Source organism: Paenarthrobacter sp. NPDC058040, assembly GCF_042885775.1.
In the GTDB taxonomy this organism is placed as follows: domain Bacteria; phylum Actinomycetota; class Actinomycetes; order Actinomycetales; family Micrococcaceae; genus Arthrobacter.
On sequence record NZ_JBHVRN010000021.1, the window covers coordinates 1 to 23849 of the forward strand.

Genomic DNA, 23849 nt, shown 5'->3' on the forward strand with positions numbered 1-23849 from the left:
ATCCCCAACGACTTCGCCTCCCTCGGAGCAGACGGCTTCGGCTTCTCCGACACCCGCCAAGCCGCACGCCGCTACTTCAAAAACGACACCCACTCAATCGTCACCAAAACCCTGCAGATGCTGGCGGCGAGGGGCGAGGTGGAGGAGGGCGCGCCGTCGTACGCGATTGACCGCTACAAGCTGCTCGACGTCAACGCGGGCACCACGGGTGGCGCAGGCGGCGACGCCTAGAAATCCGCATGAAAAAGGTGGCGGCAGTGTTCCCAATGAACACTGCCGCCACCTTTGCGTTCTACCGAGAAACTACGTCCCCAGATTCCTCCGGTCCACGACGAATCCGGTGGCTGCATTCTCTCGGACCGCGTTGATCCCGGCTACCACTGCGGCCAGGTTAGGGAACTGTGGCGACACTGCCACAACGGTTCCGTCGTCCGCCGTGAGGCGGAAACGGAAGGTGTTGGTTCCTGCCTTGAGAATTTCGAAACTGCCCGCCATCTTGCTGACCTCCACGCATCATTGCACTAGAGCTGATTTGAACAATTCCCTTCAGACAGTAATCGCCCCGGGACCCCACCAAAAGGCCTACCCGTGAGTAGTTTGCAACCGATTTTGGTAGATGTCCCCGAAAGCCTCCAAGGAGCTAGAGACCGCATGGAACCCCGCGCGTATGGTGTGTTTATGACTCAATCCGGCACGGCACCGATCACCGGCGTCCTGCTTGCTGCCGGGGCCGGCACGCGACTGGGCCGGGGCCCGAAGGCGTTGCTGCCTTTCCGCGGGCGTACGCTGGTTGAAGTGGTGGCCGATACCCTGTTCGACGGCGGCTGCCGTGAAGTTGTGGTGGTGCTCGGTGCCGAAGCCGAGCAGATCAGGTCCAGCACCGATCTGGGCCCGTACTCCCTGGTGGAGAACCCCGCCTGGGCCAAGGGCATGTCGGGGTCGTTCCGTGCTGGAATCGAGGCCGCCTCGCCCGGCAACAGCATCATGGTGGCGCTGGTGGACCAGCCCGGGTTAACTCCGACAGCGGTCAGCAGGCTACTGGGAAGCCACCGGCCGGGGCGGATCACCGCAGCCGCCTATCCGGACGAGTCGGGGCACCTGAAGCGTCGGCACCCGGTGATTATCGACGTCGGACTTCGGGACGAAGCCGCCGCGGCGGCCAGTGGCGATACCGGCGCGCGGTCGTTCCTCAAAGCGCATCCGGGACTCGTGGACCTGGTGGATTGCAGTGATCTCTGCTCCGGCGAGGACCTGGACACCAAGGACCAGTTGCACCTGCTGGAAGGGTAGATTTGGTGCATGATCCGCGTCGAAATTGATGATCCCGCGCGCCCGGACGTCCACGCCCTCTTGAGCGAACACCTGGCCGACATGTTCGCGACGTCGCCGGCCGAGAGCGTGCACGCGCTGGATCATTCGGCGTTGTCCCACGAATCGATCACGTTCTGGACGGCCCGGGAAGACGGAGTGCTCCTGGGCTGCGGCGCGCTGAAAGTGCTGGGCGTGCCCGGACAGGCGGAACTCAAGTCGATGCGGACCACGGCGGGTGCCCGTGGACGCGGAGTGGCCACGATGTTGCTGAAGCACATCGTGGCCGAAGCGCGGAATCGCGGGTATTCGAGGGTTGCCCTGGAAACGGGTACTGAGGATTACTTCGCTCCTGCCCGCAGTTTGTATGCCAAGCACGGATTCACGGAATGCGCCCCCTTTGCCGACTACACCCTGGACCCGAACAGCGTGTTCATGGAGCTCCCCCTTTAACCCAAGTAGGTCGCAGATCAGGTCGTTCCCAGCGCTGAGAACGACCTGAAGTGCGACCTAGTTGGGTTGAGGGGGTTAGTTGGGGATGAGGGTGCGATCCCTCAACGCCAGGTAGATCTTGTCCCGGGCGATGGGGAGTTCGCCGAAGCGCACCCCGGTGGCGTTCCGGATTGCGTTGGCCAAGGCGGGTGCCACGGGGTTGAACGGGCTCTCGCTCATGGACTTGGCACCCAGCGGACCGGTGGAATCGTTGGTGGTGGCGAAATACACCTCGCTGCGCGGCACGTCCGCGAAGGACGGGATGTGGTACTGGCGCAGGATGTCGGTGGTCACCCTGCCGGAGTCGTCCACTTTCACTTCCTCATACAGCGTCGCACCCAGGGCCTGCGCGATGCCGCCCTCGATCTGGCCACGGCACTGGCGCGGGTTCACCACCACACCTGCGTCAGCAGCCTGGACGCTCTGCAGGATGCGCAACTCCCCCGTTCCCGTGTTCACGGCTACACGGAACCCGTGGACGTTGAACGCGACTGAACGCGGCGTGCCGCCCCAGTTTCCATCCGTGGCGAGCCGGATGCCCTGGAGAGTACCGGCGTCGTAAATCTCCTTGAGCGGCACCGAGCGGTCTCCACACTCCACCGCTCCATCCACCAGCCGGCACTCCGCCACGGGGACACCCGTCAGCGATGCGGCGACGGTCTGGATACGGGTAGCGAGTTCCAGTGCCGCCGCGAGCGTGGCCTTGCCGGCCACAACGGTTCCGGCCGAGCCGAAGGCACCGGTGTCGTGCTCCACGAGATCCGTGTCCGATTGACGCACCGAAATTTGGTAGGCGGACGTGGCCAGTGCCGTAGCGGCCAACTGCGCGTGGACGGTGGTGGTGCCGTTCCCGAACTCGGCAGTTCCGACGTCGACGGCGAACCGGCCGTCCGCTTCCAGGCTCACCCGGGTGTGGGCGAAGTGGCCGCGCGGCGGCACGGTATCGATCATGGACAGTGCCGCGCCCTCGCCCGTGACCCATTCCGGGCCAAGGTCGTCGAGGCCGGCTGCACGGTACCTCTCCTTGCCACGGTCCAACGCATCCCGCACCAGCGCGACGCACTGGTCCAGGCCATAGCTCCCGTAATGCACGTCCTCTTCGGGTTCGGGAGTGGTGGAGAGCATGTGGTCGCCCGGCCGGACCATGTTCTTCAGCCTGAACTCGAGGGGATCCATCCCAATGCCCACCGCGAGCTCGTCGATGGCCGACTCCATGGCGAAAATCATCTGGCTCAAGCCATAGCCACGGAAAGCTCCGGCCGGGACCGTGTTGGTATACACGGACTGGGCATCCACCTTCTTGTTGGCGCATTTGTACACTGCCAAGGATTCGCCGCAACCGTGGAACATCACGCCCGGGGCGTGGTTTCCGTACGCACCGGTGTTGGTGATGACATCGAGCTGCAGTGCGGTCAGGTACCCGTCCTTGTTGGCGCCGGCCTTCAGTTTGATGGTGAACGGGTGCCGTGTAGTGGTGGCGGTGAACTGCTCGGTCCGGGTGAACTCCACTTGAACGGGTCGCTTCAATGCGAGGGCCGCAAGCGCCACCAGGTCCTCCGTCAGCACTTCCTGCTTGCTGCCGAAACCGCCACCCACCCGGCCTGCCACCACGCGGACAGACTCCTCAGGCAGCTTGAACAAGCGGATCAGCGTGCGCTTCACCAGGAACGGAACCTGGCTGGACGAACGAACCAGCAAGCGGCCTTCCTCATCCACCCAGGCAATGGACGAATGGGTTTCCAGGGCAACGTGCTGCACGCGCTGGGTCTGGTACGTGTGCTCGTGGATGAAGTCGGCGGCGGCAAACCCGTCCTCCACGCTGCCGAGTTCTGCATGCACCTCGGCCACCACGTTGTCCTGCGGCCGGGCGATCCTGGAAGCAACCGCATCCTTTTCGCCATGAATGGCAGGAGCTCCGGGAAGGATTGCTTCGTGTGGCGTAAATACAGCGTCCAGGAGTTCGTATTCCACCTCCAGTGCACGGGTCCCGGCTTCCGCGGCGCCCACGGATTCCGCCACGACGGCGGCTACGCGCTGGCCGATGAAGCGGACCACATTGTCCAGCACCCGGGTATCGTCCGGGTCGTCGGTGTAATGCTCGTGCTGGGCCGTGGAGAAGAGTTCCTGCGGTGCGTCCTCGTGCGTGAAGACTGCCACCACTCCTGGAACGGCCAGCGCAGCAGTCTTGTCGATGGACACAATCCGTGCGTGCGCATGCGGCGAACGGAGGAGCTTGAGGTGCAGCAAGCCGGGGAGTTGTTCGGCCGGGACGTCCAAGGTGTAGCGGGCTGTTCCCGTCACTACGGCGTGGCTCGCCGGAGCCGGGACGTTGTCTCCGAGCTGTCCGGACGTGGCCTCCACAGCGGCAGGTGCCGCTGCGCCGGAAACGGAGGATCCGGCGTCGTGCGCGTGGCCGTCCTGCCCATGACCGCAGACCGCGTCCGCGATGGAGCGGTAGCCGGTGCAACGGCACAGGTTGCCCTTGAGGCTGCGGGGCAGGTTGGCGCGCTGTTCGTCGTCGAACGTCGCGGCGGTCATCATCATGCCTGCGGTGCAAAAACCGCACTGGAAGCCTTGGCCCTCCATGAACTGTTCCTGCACGGGGTGGAGCCCCTCCGCGGTGGCGAGGCCCTCGATGGTGGTGACGGCTTTGCCGTCGGCGCGGACCGCCGGGTAGATGCAGCTGTGGACGGGTGTGCCGTCGACGTGCACGGTGCAGGCTCCGCAGTCGCCGCCGTCGCAGCCCTTCTTGACGCCGAAATTGCCCTGCTCCCGCAGGAACGTGCGCAGGCACTGGCCGGGGCGGGGTGTGGCCTGCGAGGCGGTGCCGTTGATCTCAATTGCCATGGGAGGCCTCCTTCTGGGTGCCTGAAACTTCGGGTTGCGTGGACGGCTGCGGCGAGGTGGCATGCGGCGGCCAGAAGTCGCCGGAGACGGTCATGGATTCGTCCAGCAGCTCGGCCCGGATTTCCTCGGCAAGCCGGATGGTCATGTCCCGCCGCCACGCCGGAAGTCCGTGGATGTCATCGTGGTACAGCGTCCAGGGAATGGAACGTTCGACGGCGGCAGCCAGCGATGCCGCGTCGGGAACCTTGTCGCCGGGGAACCTCAGTTGGACCGGCCGCTTGGTGGACGCCGTGACCGTGATGACCAGGCCGAAGACTGGATCCAGCCGACCGATCACCAGCACGCCGGAACGGCCAAGGTTGCTCAGCGACAAGCGGCGGAAGGCCACGCGGGCTGACAGGGCCTCGGCAGGGAGGTGGATGCTGCGCAGGAGTTCGCCGGGCGCCAGGACGTTCTCCAGCTCGCCCGTGACGAAGTCGGCAATTGCCACCGTGCGGCTGGTGCCGTCCGGCCTGAGGATGGTGGCCACGCCGTCGAGTCCTGCGCACAGCGAGATCATTGGCCCAGCGGGCAAGGACGTGCAGATGTTCCCGCCCACGGTGGACATGTTCCAGATCTTGAACGAGGCCACGAAGGAATCGCAGCTGGGGCGGATCAACGCCAGGCCCGGCCATTCGCGGTCAGCCGCTTCGGCCGATTCCGGGAGGGCGTAGAGCTCGGCGACGGTGCATGTTGCGGCGAGTTCGATGCCTTCGTCTGTGACCGTGATGGCTGGCCAGCCTGCGTTTCCCAAATCAAGGAGGCGCTGCAGGACGGTGCTTCCATAGGAGAAAAGGACCGTGCCGCCGGCCAGCCAGGCGTCACCTTCACGCCATTCGGCTGGGTCCGTGGTGGGTACCACGGCCTCGATGGTGTTCATGTCCATGGGTCCTCCTGGGTTTCAGGGTGTTCAGTAGCGGTGGAATGGATGGGCCCGGAGCTGTCCTTGAGGGAACGGAAAGCTCCCTTGGTCGGCTGGCTCCCGCGTTCGGCAACGATTTCCGCCGTGATGGAAACCGCGACTTCGGCGGGCGTCACTGCGCCGAGATCCAAACCGATGGGTGAATGCAGGCGTTCGAGGGCTTCTGCCGGTGTTCCCTTGTCCAGCAAGGCGTCGATGCGTTGCCGGTGGCTGCGACGCGAACCCATCGCGCCAACGTAGGCGAGGTTCAGGTTCAGTGCGGTTTCAAGCAGGGGGATATCGAATTTGGGGTCGTGGGTCAGGACGCAGACAACAGTGCGGTGATCGATGCGTCCTGCAGCGGCTTCGCCTTCAAGGTAGCGGTGGGGCCAATCGGTGACCACGTGGTCAGCACCAGCGAAGCGGCTCTGTTGTGCAAAGGCGGGGCGAGCATCGCACAGGGTCACGTTGTAACCGAGCAGTTGCCCGGCAGGGAGCAGCGCGGCTCCGAAGTCGTTGGCACCGAAGACCAGCATCCGGGCCGCGGGCAGGCGGCTTTCGACGAAGAGGGTGATGGGCTGGGGTTCGGGTTCCTCGCGGGGGTTGTCCCACCGGTCGAGAGTGACCCAACCGTCGATGCAGCCTTCAGGCGGTGCCAAGCGGACCAGGCCCGCGCGGCCGCCTTGAAGCAGGGGCTCCACTTGGGCTGCCGCGGCAAAAAGTGTTGCGGGGTGGTCGCCCACCAGCTTGGCCAGTTCCGGCGATTCCATGGCGCGGAAGCGCACGGGATCATGCACGACGACGGCACCCCCTTCCGCGTCCAGCCTGCGGATGAGTGCCAAGGGAGCTGGGGCCTGGTCATCAAGGGCCGCAGCCGATGCCCCCGCAAACATCGAGAACTCCGGCAGTCCGGCCTGGAGCGGCTGGATGTGGACTTCCAGTTCCCCTCCGCAGGTAAGCCCAACAGCGAAGGCGTCCTCGGAACTGTAACCGAACGACTCAAGGCGAGGTCCGCCGTCGCGCATTGCTTCCAGGGCCGCTTCAACCACGGCGCCTTCCACGCAACCGCCGGACAAGCTGCCCAGGATTTCGCCGGTTTCGGAGACCATCATGGAGGTCCCCATGGGCCGCGGCACTGAGCCGCCCGTCCCGACGATCGTGGCCACAGCGCATCGTTGGCCAGAGACCGCAGGCCGCCAGCTGCCCAGTGAAGGCATCAGATCCAGCATGGCAACACGTCCTTTTTCCAGGTGTCCCGGCCAGGTGGCCCGGCCGGAGCAGTGCGCGATCTTGCCCCATATTCTCATTTCGTGAGGTTGTTGAGGGGTAGTCGCGATTAATCAGTGGGATGTCATAGGTGCGGGGGCAAGGGCTTCATCTCCCTTGCCCCCGCTCCATAGCGGAGCATCGGCTCCCAGCCGCCGCCCGCCGTCGTTCCCGTATGGAGCGGGACAACGACGTCGGACGCCTATTCGTGCGGTGGGTTCCGACGGACCGCCGTTCGGAATGCCGGTTTGCCCGCCGGCGCGGGTTCTTTCGGTCCGGGTCAGACGCCCATCAGGGAGTTGATGGGACCACGGGCGAAGTAGATGATGAAGCCGGCCGTGACCGCCCACATGAGCGGATGGACCTTCTTCGCCTTGCCCGACGCCGCGTTCACCACAGCGAAGGAGATGAAACCAACGCCGATGCCGTTGGCGATGGAGTACGTCAGCGGCATGGTGACGATGGTCAGGAAGGCCGGCAACGCGATGGCGAACTTGGTGAACTTGATCTCGCGGATCTGGGCCATCATCATCGCGCCGACAACCACCAGGGCTGCAGCGGCAACTTCCAGCGGGACCACGGACGTGAGGGGCGTGAAGAACATCGAGCCCAGGAACAGCACACCCGTAACTACGGAGGCCAAGCCTGTGCGGGCTCCTTCGCCGATGCCCGCAGCCGAGTCGATGTACACGGTGTTGGACGAACCCGAGGTTGCCCCGCCCACCACTGCGCCCATGCCTTCGACAATGAACGCGGACTTCAGCTTGGGGAACGTGCCGTCCTTATGGGCCACGCCGGCGCTCTTGGCCAGGCCGGTCATGGTGCCCATGGCGTCGAAGAAGTTGGTGAACACCAGCGTGAAGACCAACATCGTGGCGGCCAGGCCACCAATGCGGGCGAACGAACCGAAGAGGTCGAACTGGCCCACCAGGCTCAGGTCCGGAGCGGAAACCAGCTGGCCGGAAAGCACCGGCGTGTTGAGGTGCCAGCCGCCGGGGTTGTCTGCTGTGCCGGGACCGATCCTGAACACGGCCTCGGCAACTGCGGCGAGGACGGTTGTAGCGACGATGCCGATGAGCAGGCCGCCCTGGATCTTGCGTGCCACGAGGATACCCATGACCAGCAATCCGACAATGAAAACGAGTGTGGGGATGGACGTGATGGATCCATCATTGCCGAGCTGGACCGGCGGGCCGCCCTTGGTGGGACGGACGAAACCGGAGTCGACGAAGCCGATGAAGGCGATGAACAGACCGATGCCAACGGTGATGGCGGCCTTGAGTTCCTTGGGCACTGCCTTGAAGATCGCCGTCCGGGCACCCGTGGCACCAAAGAGGACGATCAGGATGCCGTTGATGACCACCAGGCCCATGGCTTCAGGCCACGTGACCTCCTGGATCACGGCGACGGCCAGGAAGGAGTTGATGCCCAGGCCTGCCGCGAGTCCGAAGGGAAGGTTGGCCACCAGGCCGAAGACGATCGTCATGACACCCGCGGTCAGGCCGGTGACGGCACCCACCTGTGCTGCGGAGAGCCAGCCCCCGGCAACATCCGTGGGGGCGTTCTCGGCCGAGAAGCCACCCAAAATGAGCGGGTTGAGGATGACGATGTACGCCATGGTGAAGAACGTGACCAGGCCACCGCGGAATTCGCGGGCCAGCGTGGAACCACGCTTGGTGATCTGGAAGAACTTGTCCAGGAAGTTCGGTGGCTTCTGGCCGTTGCCTTGCTGGGCGAGGCCGGTTGCCGTGTGCTTGGCATGTGCTGCTGTGGGCTCTGCGCCTCCGTTGGGGAAGAGCGCAGCCTGCTTCTCAGCTGCTTTTTGCATTTCTGCGGTATCCAGGATTTCCATGTCAGCCACCGGGCCCTAGTAGTCAATCCTGGAATCAAGCGTGTTCCATGTGTTGAACGGCTGGAGGGCCGCCGGTGCCTGGGGGTCGCCCAGTTCCAGCTTGGCTACCGGCATCAGCGCGTCCCGGTTGTCGTTTTCGAAGTACTCGTAGAAAACGGCGTCGTCGAAGCCGACGGATGCGGCGTCGTGACGGTCTGCGGCGAAGAACACGCGATCAACGCGTGCCCAGAGTGCGGACGCCAGGCACATGGGGCACGGCTCGCAGCTGGTGTAGAGGGTTGCACCGCTCAAGTCGAAGGTTCCCAGTTCGCGGCAAGCGTTGCGGATGGCCGTGACTTCTGCGTGTGCAGTGGGATCGTTTGAGGCGGTAACGCGGTTGACGCCTTCGAAGGCTCGTCCGTCCGCGGTAACAATGACGGCGCCGAAGGGGCCCCCACTGTTGAGGACATTGGCCGTTGCCAGCTCAATGGAGGTGGCCAGGAATTGCTCGGCCGTGACGGTTGTACTCATGTTGCGACTTCCTTTAGTGCTTGGAAGCCGGGTGACCTGTTGGGGGCGCTCCAAAAAGAGCTCCAGTTAGCTTGGTTACCAGGCTTCAGCATGTGCGATGAAGGTTAAGTTGCGCCTGGTAGATAGCTTCCCGAGGTCCGGGTGCCCGCCTTTGGCAGTAAGAGCGTAGCACCACGATTGTGAGCCGCGCCATAGTTTTTTGAAAATTTAATTTCGTCATGCGAAATTACGAATCCAGCGTGCCGGATGCTTCGCTGGCGCGCCAATGTGACCGGCGACCTTCCCGCGGCCGTTGACTGCCGCCGTCGTGCCTTTTACGCTTTTGTGGACCGGCGCCTTTCTGGGCGGCCGGTTCCTGGATCAGCAGACAGGGCAGAACTGAGCTGGAACGCATTCATGCCGACCAGACAAGGAGCCCTCCATGCTTTGGATCAAAAACCCGCTGGGTATCTTCACCGCAAACCACCTCGACGCCGGCAACGGCCTTGTGGTCTCCGACGGGAAAATCGTTGAACTCGTGCCATCCGGGGCGCGCCCGAGCATGCCCTGCACCGAGTTCGACGCATCCGGCCACGTGGTGCTGCCGGGCTTGATCAACACCCACCACCACTTCTACCAAACCCTCACGCGCGCCTGGGGACCCGTGGCCAACGTCCCCCTGTTCCCCTGGCTGCAGAATCTGTACCCCGTGTGGGCGCGGCTCACTCCCCGAAGCCTTGAACTCGCCGTGCAGGTTGCCCTCGCCGAGCTGCTGCTCTCCGGCTGCACCACGGCCGCGGACCACCACTACCTGTTCCCTGACGGTATGGAAGACGCCATCGACATCGAGGTGGCGGCGGTCCGTGCCATGGGAATGCGGGCAACACTGACGCGCGGATCCATGACGCTCGGAGAGGACGACGGCGGGCTGCCGCCCAGGACCACAGTCCAGTCGCCCGAGGCGATCCTTGCCGACAGCGAACGGCTCATTCGCACCTATCACGAGTCAGGTCCTGGCGCCTCCGTACAGATCGCACTGGCTCCTTGTTCCCCCTTCTCAGTGACCAAGGAAATCATGGCCGAGAGCGCCGCCATGGCTGAACGATTCGACGTGCGGCTCCACACCCACCTTGCCGAAACCATCGACGAAGAAGACTTTTGCCGCTCCATGTTCGGCCTCCGAACCGTGGATTACCTGGAATCCGTTGGCTGGCTTGGATCGCGGACCTGGCTGGGCCACGGCATCCACTTCAACGACGAGGAGATCGCCAGGCTGGGAGCCGCCGGAACCGCCGTCGCGCATTGCCCAACGTCCAACATGAGGCTGGCCTCGGGGACCGCGCGGGTGCTGGAACTTGAGGACGCAGGTGTGCCCGTGGGCCTAGGCGTTGACGGCTCCGCATCCAATGACGCCTCCAACATGATCCTCGAAGCACGTCAAGCCCTCTACCTGCAGCGGCTGCGCTATGGCGCATCGGTTCCCGTTTCACGCGCACTGGGATGGGCGACGCGTGGGTCCGCTGCGGTCCTTGGGCGTTCCGACATTGGGCAGTTGGCTCCGGGCTTGCAGGCAGACCTGGCTCTGTTCAAGCCCGATGAACTGCGGTTCTCCGGCAGCCACGACCCCGTGGCCGCTTTGTTGCTGTGCGGCGCCGACCGGGCCGACCGTGTGATGGTTGGTGGTTCGTGGCGCGTGATTGACGGGGCGATTCCGGACCTGGACGTGGCCGGCCTCATTGCAGAGCACTCTGCGGCGGCACGGAAGCTGGTGGTGGGGTAGGTTCCTGCTGGTTGTTTCCACGTGCGAAAACGCCGGAACGCGCCCCTTTCGTGGGGAACGTTCCGGCGTTTTGGCGCCATTCCGGCTAAATCGTTCTTTGCTGTCGCGTCAATCTCCAGCGTCGACGCGGCCCTGCTAGATCGCGATCTTGTAGATGTGGTGCGTGTACTCGTTTGCGAAAGAGTCCGTGAACTTGCCGTTACTGACGGTAAGGGTTCGGTTCTCCCCCACAACTTCCACCTGGGTTCCGGTGATTCCAGCCGGGAGGGTGAAGGTCTTCGAACCCGTGGCCCCGTTGAGGCCGATGCCTGCGAACACGTAGGCGCTGCCGTCCTTGGCCTTCAACATGGTGTCGGTACCCGCGGCACCGGCATTCCAGGCATAACTCTGCGTGTTCAATACAGGAGCCAGCGATTGGATCCCGGCCAGTGCGGCCTTGATCTTCGCTTTGCGATCTGCCGGGATATCAACCAAGCTGTACGTCCCGAACTGGGAGTCGTTGTTGTGCTGGAAGATATTGATGCCACGAGCCTCGTGAATGATGGCTGACCACATGGCACCTTCCATCTGCTCCGGCGTAATGGTCCGGTCCGAGCTGCTTTCGAGGAACGGCCGGGCCGATTCCACAAAGACCCAGTTCGGCTGGATGCCCGGGCTCGACTGGAAGACCCGCATCCTGTCAGCAGTCCAGCCGTAGGCTGCGCTTCTCGCTGCCTTGGCACCAGCCGGCCACGAAGGCGTGCGGTCAACCTCGAACTGCAGGTCGGCGCGGGTGTAGAAGTACTGGTCGTTGCTGCTCGCGTCCACGGCCGCCATGAAGTCGTCCATCAGGCCGGGAGCCCAGTAAGTTCCGAAGATGCCTTTGCTGTAGTTCGCGAAGGCAGGCCGTCCATCGTTCTTTGCCCTGATGTTGGCTACGAGCTGCTTCATGATCGTCAGGTTCTGCGCGGCGGATACATTGCCGCAGCCCAGGCCGACCATTTCACATTCATCGTCAGTATCCCAACCAACAACGCCCGGGTTGGATCCCACCTCGGACTGGCTCCATTCGCCACCCGGAATCACGAGCATTCCGGTGTCGGTGATGGACTTCATGGTTGAACCGTCATGCTCAGCGTTGTGGTAAACGTTGACGCCGATGTCTTTCAGCTGCGCTGCGTGACCCGGCTTACCGTACCAGACGCCGATCGGGAACAGATTCGGATCATTGAGCTTCGCCGCGCCGGGGAACTTGGCCCAGTATGCCGGTCCGCCGTCCCACGGGATCCGGGCCAGGTTTGCGAGGCTGCCCGAGCTCGGAGGCGTGGTGGGGGTTGGTGTGGGTGTCGGAGTGGCGGTTGGGGTTGGGCTCGACGTCGGTTCGCCAGTCGGCGTCGCGGTTGGGGTTGGGCTCGACGTCGGTTCGCCAGTCGGCGTCGCGGATGGGGTCGGGGTTGATGTTGATGTCGGCGTCGCGGTTGGGGTTGGGGTTGACGTCGGTTCGCCAGTCGGCGTCGCGGTCGGCGTCGGGCTCGACGTTGATGTCGGCGTAGGCGTTGCCGTTGGGGTCGACGTCGGAGTTGGCGTCGGCGTCGACGTTGGCTCGTCAGTCGGCGTTGGCGTAGGGCTCGGACTCGCCGTAGCCGTCGGCTCCTCGGTCGGGTCTGTGGGAGTCGACGTCGGTTCCGCCGTCGACGTTACGCTTGGGCTTTCTGTAGGCGGCGGCGTACCGGGATCCGTGCAGCCGGAAAGGGCCACCACGATCACCGCCCCCAGCGTGATGAAGGTGCGTTTCATGACTTTGTTTCCTTTGGGGAGGCAGCCTGAATGATGCTGCTGCGGCGCCAGACCCCCAGTTCCGGCTCTTTCTGTCACCTGCCAGGGCAGGGATTATCAGCCGGGCATCAGTGTCCCGACACAGCTCGATGACGAGCGTCATTTATTGCTCAGCATGCTGCGTGAGGACGCCAACGGGCGTGCGCCCTGCGCCATCGAGCCAGCAAGTTACAACCCATTCAACGGGTGGTGACGACTCTTAAGTACCCGAGGGTCGAGTCGTCGAACCAGCATACGCGAACCTCTCAGCAGCCTGCCGATTGTTACGTACGTCACATCGGCCCCGCTCGACGCCCCGCTGCGGATCCCGTTTAGACGGCTTCCTGCGTATTAGACGGCGAGAAACGTCTAACGCGCAGGAAATCGTCTAATCGGTCCGGCGTAGAGCCCGAAGCACCCTGGTCTTGAACTCTTGCTCATTGAACAAATCCCGCCATTCGATGCGAATGACCGTCCAACCCTGCTCAATCAGCGCGTTCTCCCTCTGCCTCTCCTTATAGATCACCTCATCCGTGGGTGCGTAGTCGAAGTACTTGACCTTGCCATCGAATTCCAAAGCAAGCTTCCTCTCCCTCCACGCCAGGTCTATCCGATATGCTCCCTCGCTGGTGGGCACTTCCACCTGCAGCTCAGGCGGTTCGATCCGTAGGCGAGTGATGAGATCCCGAGTGAGGGTCTCACCTGGCGACTCAGATCTTGGATCAGCATTCTCGAGCGCACGACGGAGAGCTGCAACCCCAGGCCGACCAGTCAGCGAACCGCACATTTCCCACAGCTTGCTTGCGCTGACTCCCTTTCGGAGAGCGTGATCCACGATGATCAGGGATTGCCGGTAGTTCATCATGAGGCAACAATCCATTACCGTGCGTTCCAAACTGGTGCATGGAAGACCGTCAACCACAACCACTTCCCCGCCCCCGAGGCTTCGTGTATGCGCAACGACATCCTGCCCGTGCGAGACAGTTGATGGCGGCTACGCGATGCTTCGGGCGCTGAAGCCCGCAGCTTCCAGCTCACTGGTTCTCCAGAGATCCTTGCCGGCAAGGAGTTCACGGGGAGTTTGGTTGGCCATACAATCAGCCTGGTGGAGGTTTCGCCTCCCGCGAATAGACAGCTCGTGCTATGTGGAGAATTCGGGCGCACGCGCCCACGCCGCCCATTAGACTGACCGCGTGGAGTTGCCCAACGATCGTCGAGACCTGCCATCCGGGTGGTCATGGGAAGGCGCGCTGACGAATCGCATCGCATGGCTGGGCGCTGAGTTCAGGGCACATCCCGAGGGTAGCTTGCTGCCGCCGGGACACAGGGACAGTACGTGGATCCTCCACAACCAGTACCTCCGCCCTCCCGGCGATCATCCACTTAACTCTCAAGAAGTAAGCCAAGGCAGTACAGGGTTTGGATTTGGCATTCATCCTCCTGCCGATTGGATGCTGCTGCCCTGGTCCGCTCTCGCCGCACGGAAGAACGTCCGCCTTAGCGGACCTATCATCGAAGGCCATGAATTGCCCCCATGCTTTCGCTGGGAGGCAGTTCTGGGATCGGAAGGTGACTCAGAAGCTGGCTTTCCCGACGAGGTTCTGCCACCAACCGAGGGCTCGCTGGGTAGGAGCGACCTGGAGAATCTCTTACCGATCCTCGAAGCCTATACATCCAGCGACTGCATGCTGGGAGGGTTCTCCCCTATCGACTAGCCCGGCCAGCCTAGCGGCCCGGCCCCAGATCGACGACTTCCTGCGTGCCAGACGATTCCTACCGTCTACCGTGCAGGAAGCCGTCGAAATGGCCGGACGGCGCATCGAAATGGAGGGCGGAGAGGGACTGCAAAGCGGGCGGCACCTCCCCAGGTACCGCCCGCCTCGTTGGCTCTGTTGCGCAGAGTCCGCGCCCCTATGACGCAGGAATCTCAGGGGCGCTGCCGGCCGAAGACAGGGAGCGCGCGAAGCCAGCGGGAGAACCCGCCGGCCTTGCGGTCGCAGTCGGCCGGAATATAAAAGTCGGGATCCGTCGCACCGAAGGGCAGGTACAGTTCCTGGCCCGGCGCCGGGAATTCCACGACGTTGTTCGTATCCTTCGAGTCCATCTGTTCCTCCTCTTTCCGGTTGCATCGATTTCCGCATTTCGGAAACTTTTTATTGATATGTGGAAAGTCTAGAAGAATCTGAAACCAAGCGTCAAGACCCACTTTCAGGCCCAGCGAGTTGCCCCGGTCACATTCGGATTGTTCATACGGTTACCCCGGACCCGTATACACAAGCCGAAACCATGCGCTACTCTCGAATGAGTTCGTGGCGTAGGTCACGTAACCTGAGAGCAGCAGGCAGGGTCGTAATGAGCTGGCATCCATGGATGCCGGCTCTTTTTTGTTGGGGTCGGCTCCACCAGAAACGCAGTGGAAACACGCGCTTAATTTCATTGATGGAACGTAGGTTCCACCTCACAGAAGTTGGGATATGACCATGAGCAACAACATCGTCCTCGGCGAAAACCAGTACGGCAAAGCAGAAGTCCGCGTCGTCAAGGTCACCCGGGATACGGACCGCCACCAGATCGAAGACCTGAACGTCACCTCGCAGCTCCGCGGCGACTTCGAGGCAGCCCACCTCGAAGGCGACAACGGCCACGTGGTTGCCACCGACACCCAGAAGAACACCGTCTACGCGTTCGCTCGTGAAGGCGTCGGTTCCCCTGAGGCCTTCCTGCTGCGCCTCGCTGACCACTTCACCGGCGAATTCTCCTGGGTCACCGGAGGCCGCTGGGAAGCAGAGTCGTACAGCTGGGAGCGCATCCAGGCACACGGCGAGGCCCACGACCACAGCTTCGTCCGCAACGGACAAGAGGTGCGCACCGCCGTCGTCGTCCGTGATGGCGCAACCACGCACATCGTCTCCGGCCTGAAGGACCTGACCGTCCTGAAGACCACGCAGTCCGGCTTCGTCGGCTACCCGCGCGACAAGTACACCACCTTGCCCGAGACCACCGACCGTATCCTCGCAACGGACGTCTCTGCCCGCTGGCGCTACAACACCAACCTGGACGCCTCGGCCACGGACTTCAACAAGAGCTACGAGGACATCAAGGCCCTCCTCCTTGAGGGCTTCACGGAGAACTACTCGCACGCACTGCAGCAGACCCTCTTCGACATGGGCAAGAAGGTCCTCGAAGCACACAGCGAAGTTGCCGAGATCAAGTTCTCCATGCCGAACAAGCACCACTTCCTGGTTGACCTGGGCCCGTTCGGCCTGGACAACCCCAACGAGGTCTTCTACGCCGCGGACCGCCCGTACGGCCTCATCGAAGCAACCGTCCAGCGCGACAACACCACGGCCGCGCCCGTTGCCTGGAGCGGCATCGCCGGCTTCTGCTAAGCACTACCCGGCTTAGGCGGCGCGAAGAAAGCGCACGCAAAAGCCTCCGGAGTTTGTGTGCAGGTTCCGCCGCGAGGCGCCCCCACAAAGGCAGAACCTGCACACAAACCCGACCCCAAAAACACCCCAAACTCCATACTTTTGTTAGCCAGACACAGTTAGCCAGACGAAGACGTCTGCCATGAACCCAGAAAGTCTGCCATGAACACCAAGAAGAAGTCCCGCCCCGCCAATACCACCTCCTCCCAGGCGCAAAAGTCACAGCGTCCGGAGGACCAGCGGCTCTCGATCGGAAGCACCTTCGCATACGGCTTCCAGCACGTTCTCACCATGTACGGCGGCATCATCGCTCCGCCACTGATCATCGGCGCGGCCGCGGGGATGTCCTCGCAGGACATCGGGCTCCTGATCGCAGCTTGCTTGTTCGTCGGCGGCCTGGCCACCATCCTGCAGACCGTGGGCATCCCGTTCTTCGGCTCACAGCTTCCTTTGGTCCAGGGCGTCTCCTTCGCCGGCGTTTCCACCATGGTGGCGATCGTCCAGGGCGGCGGCGGCATCCAGGCGGTGTTCGGGTCGGTGATCGTTGCCTCGCTCATCGGCCTGGCGATCACTCCCCTGTTTTCCAAGATCATCAAGTTCTTCCCGCCCGTCGTCACGGGAACGGTCATCACCACCATCGGCCTGACACTCATGCCGGTCGCGGCCAACTGGGCCATGGGCGGCAACGCCAAGGCTGACAACTACGGCAGCATGGCCAACATCGGCCTCGCAGCGCTGACCATGGGAGTCGTGCTCCTCCTCAGCAAGATCGGCAACGCTGCCATCTCGCGCCTCTCGATCCTGCTGGCCATGGTCATCGGCACCATCATCGCGACTGTTTCAGGCATGGCTGACTTCTCCAAGGTTGGCCAGGGCGACATCGTTGCCTTCCCCACACCGTTCGCTTTCGGAGCTCCGACTTTCGAAATCGCCGCCATCATCTCCATGCTGATCGTCATCCTGGTGACGCTGACGGAAACCTCTGCGGACATCATCGCTGTTGGCGAGATCGTGGACACCAAGGTTGATTCCCGCCGGATCGGCAACGGCCTCCGCGCAGACATGCTCTCCAGCGCGATCTCCCCGCTGTTCAACTCCTTCACGCAGAGCGCCTTCGCCCAGAACGTGGGCCTCGTGGCCATCACGGGTATCAAGAGCCGCTTCGTGGTCAGCGCCGGCGGCGTGATCCTCGTGGTCCTGGGCCTCCTGCCCATCCTCGGGCGAGTGGTCGCAGCGGTGCCGACGCCCGTCCTGGGCGGTGCCGGCGTCGTACTCTTCGGTACGGTGGCCGCAAGCGGTATCCGCACCCTCGCGAAGGTCGAATACAAGAACAACATGAACCTGATCATCGTGGCTGCCTCGATTGGCTTCGGCATGATCCCGATCGCCGCCCCGAAGTTCTACGACCAGTTCCCGTCCTGGTTCTCCACGATCTTCCACTCCGGCATCAGCTCGGCAGCCGTCATGGCCATCCTCCTGAACATCCTGTTCAACCACTTCAAGGCCGGCAACTCGGACAACCAGTCGGTGTTCGTTGCAGGCACGGAGCGCGTGGTCACCCCCGAGGACGTCAAGTGCCTGGAACATGGCGACCGTTTCGAGAACGGCAAGCTGATCGACGCGGACGGCAATGAAGTCCCGCTCAAGAGCACCTCGGCGTCCGAGCACTGACGCACGGCTGACCGGGCAAGACGGCAGTGTTTCCTTGGGGGCACTGCCGTCTTTCGCCGGCTCAAGGACTGGTCACCATGGGTAGGACGTACGACGGCGGCACGCGCCACCGGGCCCCGCTGCGGTTAGGCTCAGCCCATGACCGAGCTACCCTGCTTCCGTTCACTTGCCCTCCGCGAAATCCCGAAGCCGGATTACGCGGACGTTTGCCTGGCCACGCTTCCCGAGGGGTCGGATACGGATCCAACGTTCTGGGCGAACCGGCTCTTTTCCCTCGGATCCATGCCCAGGTGGGTTGCCGCGGCGCTGATGATTCGGCAGGTCCTGGTGCCGCTGATCGGTGTTCCCCAGGCACCAAGGAACACCTTCGCAGTGACCGAGCAGCAAGGCGACGAGGCGCTGATCTACTTTCAGGACAAGCACCTGGACTTCGCCGTTGGGGTGGGTGTGGATGCGGTGAGCCGGATCATCCGGGTGACTACCGCCGTCGAACTCAAAGGGTGGCGGGGGAAGCTGTACTTTGGCGTCGTACGTCCGCTGCATCCGATCGTCGTGAACTCGATGCTGAAACGGCACACGAGCCCAAAGAAATCACCGAAATGACAAAAGATGGCAATGTTCCAGGGAAACATTGCCATCTTTTGCCAACTCGGCGGCAGGCGCCGGCAACTCGGCGGCAGGCGCCGGCAACTCGGCGGGAGGCGACGGGAGGAAGACTAGTTCTGGTTGAGCTCCGCGGAGATCGCCAGGGCGGCCTCCCGCAGCATCGGGACGGCGCGGTCGGCGAAGGTCTGGTCCACGCGGGTGATCGGGCCGGACACGGAAATGGCCGTGGGGGTGGGTGCGTTGGGCACGGCCATGGCGAAGCAGCGTACGCCAAGCTCCTGCTCTTCCTCGTCAATGGAGTAGCCGCGTTCACGGATGAGCTTCAGGTCGGCGAGCAGGGAATCGATGTCGCCGATGCTCTTGGCCGTGGGGGTCGGCATGCCGGTGCGGGCAACGATTCCGCGGACAACCTCGTCGTCGAGCTGGGCCAGGATGGCTTTGCCCACGCCGGTGTCGTGCGTGTGGGCGCGGCGGCCCACCTCGGTGAACATGCGCATGGAGTGCATGGACGGGACCTGGGCAACGTAGATGACCATGTCGGAATCGAGCACGGCCATATTGGACGTTTCCCCGAGCCGTTCCACGAGGGTCTTGAGCTGGGGACGGGCCACGGCACCGAGCTGCTTGCTGGCGGCCTCGCCGAGCCGGATGAGCCGTGGGCCCAAGGCGTAGCGGCGGTTGGGCAGCTGGCGGATGTAGCCGAGTGCCACGAGGGTCCTCAGCAGCCGGTGGATGGTAGGCAAGGGCAGGTCGGTGGACGACGACAGCTCGCTGAGCGTGACGTCTCCGCCTGCATCCGTGATCAGTTCCAGCAGTTCAAAGACGCGCTCAACGGACTGCACGCCTCCGGAGGCTTTTTCAGCCATTCCCTTGTCTCCAATGACTCAGATTCCGACAACTCTTATCCGCATCGTGAAAAGAATTGCTTAGAACACCCAAGATACAGCACGTCGGACACCCGCGCGACGACACCGAACATGACCGAGCCAGGGGTTGTGTTTCCACTTTGTAGATAATAATATCCATAATACGAAAACATTCGGTTGTAACGGCGGCCCGGGAACGGGCCTAACAGGAGGAATTTCAATGGCGAATCCGAGCCCCGGTAACTCGATCACCCTGCGCGTCTCCGCGCCGTCGAGCTTCACCGCCACCAGCGAACTGGCAGCTGCCGTTGGCGCGGCCGGCGCCGCTATCACCGCGCTGGACGTCACGGAATCCCACCACGAGACCATCGTCGTGGACGTCACCTGCAACACCACCGACGATGCCCACGCAGGCCGCGTCAAGGATGCCCTGAACGCCCTCGACGGCGTCACGGTCCAGCACGTCTCCGACCGCACCTTCCTGATGCACCTCGGTGGCAAGCTCGAGGTCGTCCCCAAAGTAGCCCTGCGCAACCGCGACGACCTCTCGCGCGCCTACACTCCCGGCGTCGCACGTGTTTGCCTGGCGATCGCAGAAGACCCGGCCGCTGCCCGCAACCTGACGGTCAAGCGCAACACGATCGCCGTCCTCACCGACGGTTCCGCCGTCCTGGGCCTGGGCAACATCGGCCCCGCTGCAGCGCTTCCGGTCATGGAGGGCAAGGCTGCGCTGTTCAAGCAGTTCGCCAACGTTGACGCTTGGCCGGTCTGCCTGGACACCCAGGACACCGAAGAAATCATCAAGATCGCCAAGGCCATGGCCCCCGTCTACGGCGGCATCAACCTCGAAGACATCGCCGCCCCGCGCTGCTTCGAGATCGAGAACCGCCTCCGCGAAGAACTCGACATCCCGGTCTTCCACGACGACCAGCACGGCACCGCGATCGTTACGCTCGCTGCCTTGGTCAACGCGCTGCGCGTGGTGGACAAGAAGCTGTCCGAGGTCAAGATCGTGGTCTCGGGCGTCGGCGCTGCCGGCTCCGCCATCATCCAGCTCCTGAAGGCCCAGGGCGCGCAGCACATCATCGCAGCCGGCCGCTCCGGCGCCATCCACTCGGGTGACAAGTACGACGACGAACACCGCAGCTGGATTGCCGCGAACACCAACGAGGAAGGCTTCTCCGGCAGCCTCCACGACGCCCTCAAGGGAGCGGACGTGTTCATCGGCGTCAGCGCCCCGCACGTGATCGGCGAAGAGCAGGTTGCCTCCATGGCAGAAGACGCCATTGTGTTCGCCATGGCCAACCCGACTCCGGAAATCGATCCGACCATCGCGTCCAAGCACGCAGCAGTGGTGGCGACGGGCCGCAGCGACTTCCCCAACCAGATCAACAATGTGCTGGCCTTCCCGGGCTTCTTCCGGGGCCTGCTGGACGCCGGAGCATCGGACATCACCCCGAACATGCTCGTGGCCGCCGCGGAAGCAATCGCCAACCGCGTGGCTGACGACGAGCTCAACGCGAGCTACATTATCCCCAGCGTCTTCGATCCCCATGTTGCCGCCGACGTGGCTGCCGCCGTCGCTGCAGCAGCCCACGCAAACGCAGCTCGCTAGCACCAGCGCACTATAGACAAAGGAATCCGCTCCCATGGCTATTACAGTCACCGATCCCCGGCCGATCGAACGCGCCGAGGAAATCCTCACCCCCAAAGCCCTGGCCTTTATCGAGGAACTGCACAAGCGCTTCGCCGGCACCCGCAACGAACTGCTCCAGGCCCGCAAGGCCAAGCGCCAGACGGTTGCCGAGACCAGCCGCCTGGATTTCCTCCCGGAAACCCAGGAAGTCCGCGACGGCGACTGGAAGGTTGCCGAAGCACCGGCAGCCCTGCAGGACCGCCGCGTTGAGATGACCGGCCCGGCCACCCCGGCCAAGATGGCCATCAACGCCCTGAACTCCGGCGCCAAGGTATGGCTCGCCGATCTTGAAGACGCTTCCACTCCCACGTGGCCCAACGTCATCGACGCGATCCTCAACCTCCGCGACGCGGCCCAGGGTACCCTGGCCTACACCTCCCCCGAGGGCAAGGAGTACCGCCTCCGTACGGACGCCCCCCTGGCCGTTGTTGTGGCCCGCCCCCGTGGCTGGCACATGGAAGAAAGCCACCTCCTGATCGACGACGAACCCACCGTCGGCGGCCTGGTGGACTTCGGCCTGCACTTCTTCCACATCGCCAAACAGCTCCTGCTCAACGGCCACGGCCCGTACTACTACCTGCCCAAGATGGAAAGCCACCTCGAGGCCCGGCTCTGGAACGACGTGTTCGTCTTCGCCCAGGACTACCTCGGCATACCCCAGGGCAGCATCCGTGCCACGGTCCTGATCGAGACCATCCCCGCTGCGTTCGAGATGGACGAGATCCTCTTCGAACTCCGCGACCACGCCTCGGGCCTCAACGCCGGCCGCTGGGACTACCTCTTCAGTATCATCAAGTACTTCCGTGACGCCGGCGAAGAATTCGTCCTCCCGGACCGCGCCACCGTCGCCATGACAGCCCCGTTCATGCGCGCCTACACCGAACTCCTGGTCAAGACCTGCCACAAGCGCGGCGCCTTCGCCATGGGCGGCATGGCCGCAGTGATCCCCAACCGCAAGCAGCCGGATGTCACCGCAGCAGCCTTCGACAAGGTCCGCGCAGACAAGACCCGCGAAGCAAACGACGGTTTCGACGGCTCCTGGGTTGCCCACCCGGACTTGGTTTCCACCTGTCGCGAAGTGTTCGATTCAGTGCTCGGTGACCGCCCGAACCAGCTCGACAAGCAGCGTCCCGAGGTGAACGTCACCGCCGAGCAGCTGATCGACGTCGCATCTGCCCAGGGCCAGGTCACCGAAGCCGGGCTTCGCCTGAACCTGTACGTGGCCGTCGCCTACACCGGCGTCTGGATCTCCGGCAGCGGCGCAGTGGCCATCCACAACCTCATGGAAGACGCCGCGACTGCGGAGATCTCCCGCTCGCAGGTCTGGCAGCAGCTCCGCAACAAGTCGGTCCTCGCGGATACGGGCAACACCGTGACCCGCGAACTCGTCACCCGCATCCTCGGCGAAGAGACCGAACGCCTGCGCATCGAGTTCGGCGACGAGAACTTCACCAAGTACTACGAGCCGGCATCGAAGCTGATCGAGGACATTTGCCTCTCCGACGAGTACACGGACTTCCTCACCACGCCCGCGTATGAGCTGGTGGGCTGATGGGTTCCTTCACTCCCGCTGACCTCTCGGCGATCGAGAACCAGCTTGCCGCCACGGACCAGTTGCTGGACCGCAACTACCCGGGCGACGACGGTTCCCGCCAACCGATCCACACCGTCTACGTCCCCGCCGACCGCTTCACGCCCACCTTCGCGGCCGATTGGGGCGCCCAGGCACTCGCGACGGCGGAGGCCCACGGCGGACTCGAAAAGCTGGGACAGCTTCTGGGCCAGGAACCTGACCTGGCTGCCGCTGTCGCGGCCCGGGTTGCTTCCAAGCTCAGCTCCGAGCCCATCGAGGACCTGCGCCTGGACTTCGAGGACGGCTACGGCGACCGCGGCGACGAGGCAGAAGATGCCGACGTCGTTGCTGCCGCCAACGCCGTTGCCGCTGCGGTTGCGGCCGGAACGACTCCGCCCTTCATCGGCATCCGGTTCAAGTGCTTCGAGGCCCCGACGCGGGCACGGGGCCTTCGGACGTTGGACCTGTTCGTGTCCACGTTGGCTGAGGCTGGGGAGCTTCCCGCTGGATTGATCCTCACCCTGCCCAAGGTCACCACGGTGGCCCAGGTCCAGGCCATGGATTACGCGGTGTCCCGCCTCGAGGAAGTCCACGGACTCCCCGCAGGCCGGCTGCGCTTCGAGGTGCAGGTGGAGACCCCGCAGCTCATCCTCGGTGCGGACGGAACCTCTCCCGTGGCGCAACTTCCCCACGTGGTTCCCGGCCGCATCAGCGCCCTGCACTACGGCACATACGACTACAGCGCCTCCTTGGGAATCTCTGCGGAGTACCAGTCGATGGAACACCCCGTGGCCGACTTCGCCAAGGAAGTCATGCAGCTCGCCGTTGCCGGAACAGGCATCCGCCTCTCCGACGGTTCCACCAACATCATCCCCGTGGGTGACGCCGTGGAGGACGCCTGGAAGCTGCACGGCCGACTGGTCCGCCGGTCCCTGGAAAACGGCTACTACCAGGGTTGGGATCTCCACGCTGCCCAGCTCCCCAGCCGTTTCTCGGCGTCGTACGCTTTCTACCGCGAAGGCCTGCCGGCCGCGGCGCTGCGCCTGCGCAACTACGTCGAGCGGACCGAGGGCGGCGTCATGGACGAGCCTGCCACCGCGCGGGCCCTGGCCGGCTTCGTCCTCCGGGGCGTCCAATGCGGCGCAGTGGGGACGGACGAGGTCAAGGCGCTTGCCGGCGTCGAACTTCCACAGCTGACCGCACTGGCGCACCCGCGGCTCGCACAACCAACTTCGCACTGA

At 63.7% G+C, this 23849-nt stretch carries 21 protein-coding genes; 11 read left to right on the forward strand and 10 right to left on the reverse strand.

The features are described 5' to 3' along the window. Positions 1-231: hypothetical protein (locus tag ACFVSJ_RS22515; protein WP_387439343.1), on the forward strand; the 231-nt coding region annotated here is incomplete at its 5' end. Positions 232-303: 72 nt separating this feature from the next. Here ACFVSJ_RS22515 and ACFVSJ_RS22520 read toward each other — a convergent pair. Further along, on the reverse strand, positions 304-495 hold the full coding sequence (locus tag ACFVSJ_RS22520) for a DUF1508 domain-containing protein (protein ID WP_347108406.1): 192 nt from the start codon (positions 493-495) through the stop codon (positions 304-306). Between the two features lie 156 nt (positions 496-651). On the opposite strand from ACFVSJ_RS22520, the gene nboR reads away from it, so the two are divergent. Together nboR and ACFVSJ_RS22530 are read left to right on the forward strand one after the other, a co-directional pair. Then, positions 652-1290: a nicotine blue oxidoreductase gene (nboR, locus tag ACFVSJ_RS22525; RefSeq protein ID WP_387439344.1), complete on the forward strand. Its 639-nt coding sequence runs from the start codon at positions 652-654 to the stop codon at positions 1288-1290. Positions 1291-1299: 9 nt separating this feature from the next. Then, positions 1300-1761, forward strand: a complete 462-nt coding sequence (locus ACFVSJ_RS22530; protein ID WP_387439345.1) for a GNAT family N-acetyltransferase — start codon at positions 1300-1302, stop codon at positions 1759-1761. 75 nt (positions 1762-1836) lie between these two features. Here the strand turns inward: ACFVSJ_RS22530 and ACFVSJ_RS22535 are convergent, their stop codons facing one another. The 5 genes from ACFVSJ_RS22535 to ACFVSJ_RS22555 form a co-directional block, all read right to left on the reverse strand. Beyond that, on the reverse strand, positions 1837-4647 hold the full coding sequence (locus ACFVSJ_RS22535) for a molybdopterin-dependent oxidoreductase (RefSeq protein ID WP_387439346.1): 2811 nt from the start codon (positions 4645-4647) through the stop codon (positions 1837-1839). Then, on the reverse strand, positions 4637-5572 hold the full coding sequence (locus ACFVSJ_RS22540) for an FAD binding domain-containing protein (RefSeq protein ID WP_387439347.1): 936 nt from the start codon (positions 5570-5572) through the stop codon (positions 4637-4639). Before ACFVSJ_RS22540 ends, ACFVSJ_RS22535 begins: the two co-directional genes overlap by 11 nt. Next, complete coding sequence (locus ACFVSJ_RS22545; RefSeq protein ID WP_387439348.1) at positions 5563-6816, reverse strand: XdhC family protein; 1254 nt, start codon at positions 6814-6816, stop codon at positions 5563-5565. The genes ACFVSJ_RS22540 and ACFVSJ_RS22545 overlap by 10 nt, the downstream gene beginning before the upstream one ends. 317 nt (positions 6817-7133) lie before the next feature. After that, positions 7134-8714, reverse strand: a complete 1581-nt coding sequence (locus tag ACFVSJ_RS22550; protein WP_387439349.1) for an NCS2 family permease — start codon at positions 8712-8714, stop codon at positions 7134-7136. A 6-nt stretch (positions 8715-8720) separates the two neighbouring features. After that, the gene (locus ACFVSJ_RS22555) at positions 8721-9215 is read right to left on the reverse strand and encodes a nucleoside deaminase (RefSeq protein WP_387439350.1); all 495 of its coding nucleotides are present in this window, start codon (positions 9213-9215) and stop codon (positions 8721-8723) included. A gap of 421 nt (positions 9216-9636) precedes the next feature. Between ACFVSJ_RS22555 and ACFVSJ_RS22560 the strand changes: the two genes are divergently transcribed. Then, the gene (locus tag ACFVSJ_RS22560; protein WP_387439351.1) at positions 9637-10974 is read left to right on the forward strand and encodes an 8-oxoguanine deaminase; all 1338 of its coding nucleotides are present in this window, start codon (positions 9637-9639) and stop codon (positions 10972-10974) included. 135 nt (positions 10975-11109) lie between these two features. On the opposite strand, the gene ACFVSJ_RS22565 is transcribed toward ACFVSJ_RS22560, so the two are convergent. After that, positions 11110-12069 carry a hypothetical protein gene (locus ACFVSJ_RS22565; protein WP_387439352.1) on the reverse strand — a complete coding sequence of 320 codons (960 nt, stop codon included), beginning with the start codon at positions 12067-12069 and terminating at the stop codon, positions 11110-11112. Between the two features lie 136 nt (positions 12070-12205). Here ACFVSJ_RS22565 and ACFVSJ_RS22570 point away from each other — a divergent pair, with 136 nt between their 5' ends. After that, a complete protein-coding gene (locus tag ACFVSJ_RS22570; RefSeq protein WP_387439353.1) occupies positions 12206-12784 on the forward strand; it encodes a hypothetical protein in 579 nt (192 codons plus the stop codon). A gap of 372 nt (positions 12785-13156) precedes the next feature. Here the strand turns inward: ACFVSJ_RS22570 and ACFVSJ_RS22575 are convergent, their stop codons facing one another. Together ACFVSJ_RS22575 and ACFVSJ_RS22580 are read right to left on the reverse strand one after the other, a co-directional pair. Further along, positions 13157-13345 carry a hypothetical protein gene (locus tag ACFVSJ_RS22575; protein WP_387439354.1) on the reverse strand — a complete coding sequence of 63 codons (189 nt, stop codon included), beginning with the start codon at positions 13343-13345 and terminating at the stop codon, positions 13157-13159. 1350 nt (positions 13346-14695) lie between these two features. Continuing rightward, positions 14696-14872 carry a hypothetical protein gene (locus ACFVSJ_RS22580; protein WP_014922716.1) on the reverse strand — a complete coding sequence of 59 codons (177 nt, stop codon included), beginning with the start codon at positions 14870-14872 and terminating at the stop codon, positions 14696-14698. Between the two features lie 370 nt (positions 14873-15242). Here ACFVSJ_RS22580 and pucL point away from each other — a divergent pair, with 370 nt between their 5' ends. From pucL to ACFVSJ_RS22595, 3 genes are all read left to right on the forward strand, one after another. Next, entirely contained in the window at positions 15243-16157 is a 915-nt protein-coding gene (gene pucL, locus ACFVSJ_RS22585; protein ID WP_387439355.1) for a factor-independent urate hydroxylase, read from the forward strand. A 201-nt stretch (positions 16158-16358) separates the two neighbouring features. Next, positions 16359-17867 carry a nucleobase:cation symporter-2 family protein gene (locus ACFVSJ_RS22590; protein WP_387439356.1) on the forward strand — a complete coding sequence of 503 codons (1509 nt, stop codon included), beginning with the start codon at positions 16359-16361 and terminating at the stop codon, positions 17865-17867. 138 nt (positions 17868-18005) lie between these two features. After that, entirely contained in the window at positions 18006-18470 is a 465-nt protein-coding gene (locus ACFVSJ_RS22595; protein ID WP_387439357.1) for a DUF2867 domain-containing protein, read from the forward strand. Between the two features lie 113 nt (positions 18471-18583). Here ACFVSJ_RS22595 and ACFVSJ_RS22600 read toward each other — a convergent pair whose 3' ends face one another. Next, positions 18584-19339, reverse strand: coding sequence for an IclR family transcriptional regulator (locus tag ACFVSJ_RS22600; protein ID WP_387439358.1), 756 nt, complete (start codon positions 19337-19339; stop codon positions 18584-18586). 220 nt (positions 19340-19559) lie between these two features. Between ACFVSJ_RS22600 and ACFVSJ_RS22605 the strand changes: the two genes are divergently transcribed. From ACFVSJ_RS22605 to ACFVSJ_RS22615, 3 genes are read left to right on the forward strand one after another with little or no spacing between them, the layout of a single operon-like run. Beyond that, entirely contained in the window at positions 19560-20954 is a 1395-nt protein-coding gene (locus ACFVSJ_RS22605) for an NAD-dependent malic enzyme (RefSeq protein ID WP_387439359.1), read from the forward strand. Between the two features lie 34 nt (positions 20955-20988). Beyond that, entirely contained in the window at positions 20989-22587 is a 1599-nt protein-coding gene (gene aceB, locus ACFVSJ_RS22610; protein WP_387439360.1) for a malate synthase A, read from the forward strand. Further along, on the forward strand, positions 22587-23849 hold the full coding sequence (locus ACFVSJ_RS22615; protein ID WP_387439361.1) for a DUF6986 family protein: 1263 nt from the start codon (positions 22587-22589) through the stop codon (positions 23847-23849). The genes aceB and ACFVSJ_RS22615 overlap by 1 nt, the downstream gene beginning before the upstream one ends.

What these genes read in the sequence shown, in the direction of transcription:
- ACFVSJ_RS22520 (WP_347108406.1), bottom strand. Translation starts at nt 495, where the DNA reads ATGGCGGGCAGTTTCGAAATTCTCAAGGCAGGAACCAACACCTTCCGT.
- nboR (WP_387439344.1), top strand. Translation starts at nt 652, where the DNA reads ATGGAACCCCGCGCGTATGGTGTGTTTATGACTCAATCCGGCACGGCA.
- ACFVSJ_RS22530 (WP_387439345.1), top strand. Translation starts at nt 1,300, where the DNA reads ATGATCCGCGTCGAAATTGATGATCCCGCGCGCCCGGACGTCCACGCC.
- ACFVSJ_RS22535 (WP_387439346.1), bottom strand. Translation starts at nt 4,647, where the DNA reads ATGGCAATTGAGATCAACGGCACCGCCTCGCAGGCCACACCCCGCCCC.
- ACFVSJ_RS22540 (WP_387439347.1), bottom strand. Translation starts at nt 5,572, where the DNA reads ATGGACATGAACACCATCGAGGCCGTGGTACCCACCACGGACCCAGCC.
- ACFVSJ_RS22545 (WP_387439348.1), bottom strand. Translation starts at nt 6,816, where the DNA reads ATGCTGGATCTGATGCCTTCACTGGGCAGCTGGCGGCCTGCGGTCTCT.
- ACFVSJ_RS22555 (WP_387439350.1), bottom strand. Translation starts at nt 9,215, where the DNA reads ATGAGTACAACCGTCACGGCCGAGCAATTCCTGGCCACCTCCATTGAG.
- ACFVSJ_RS22560 (WP_387439351.1), top strand. Translation starts at nt 9,637, where the DNA reads ATGCTTTGGATCAAAAACCCGCTGGGTATCTTCACCGCAAACCACCTC.
- ACFVSJ_RS22565 (WP_387439352.1), bottom strand. Translation starts at nt 12,069, where the DNA reads ATGAAGTCCATCACCGACACCGGAATGCTCGTGATTCCGGGTGGCGAA.
- ACFVSJ_RS22580 (WP_014922716.1), bottom strand. Translation starts at nt 14,872, where the DNA reads ATGGACTCGAAGGATACGAACAACGTCGTGGAATTCCCGGCGCCGGGC.
- pucL (WP_387439355.1), top strand. Translation starts at nt 15,243, where the DNA reads ATGACCATGAGCAACAACATCGTCCTCGGCGAAAACCAGTACGGCAAA.
- ACFVSJ_RS22590 (WP_387439356.1), top strand. Translation starts at nt 16,359, where the DNA reads ATGAACACCAAGAAGAAGTCCCGCCCCGCCAATACCACCTCCTCCCAG.
- ACFVSJ_RS22595 (WP_387439357.1), top strand. Translation starts at nt 18,006, where the DNA reads ATGACCGAGCTACCCTGCTTCCGTTCACTTGCCCTCCGCGAAATCCCG.
- ACFVSJ_RS22600 (WP_387439358.1), bottom strand. Translation starts at nt 19,339, where the DNA reads ATGGCTGAAAAAGCCTCCGGAGGCGTGCAGTCCGTTGAGCGCGTCTTT.
- ACFVSJ_RS22605 (WP_387439359.1), top strand. Translation starts at nt 19,560, where the DNA reads ATGGCGAATCCGAGCCCCGGTAACTCGATCACCCTGCGCGTCTCCGCG.
- aceB (WP_387439360.1), top strand. Translation starts at nt 20,989, where the DNA reads ATGGCTATTACAGTCACCGATCCCCGGCCGATCGAACGCGCCGAGGAA.
- ACFVSJ_RS22615 (WP_387439361.1), top strand. Translation starts at nt 22,587, where the DNA reads ATGGGTTCCTTCACTCCCGCTGACCTCTCGGCGATCGAGAACCAGCTT.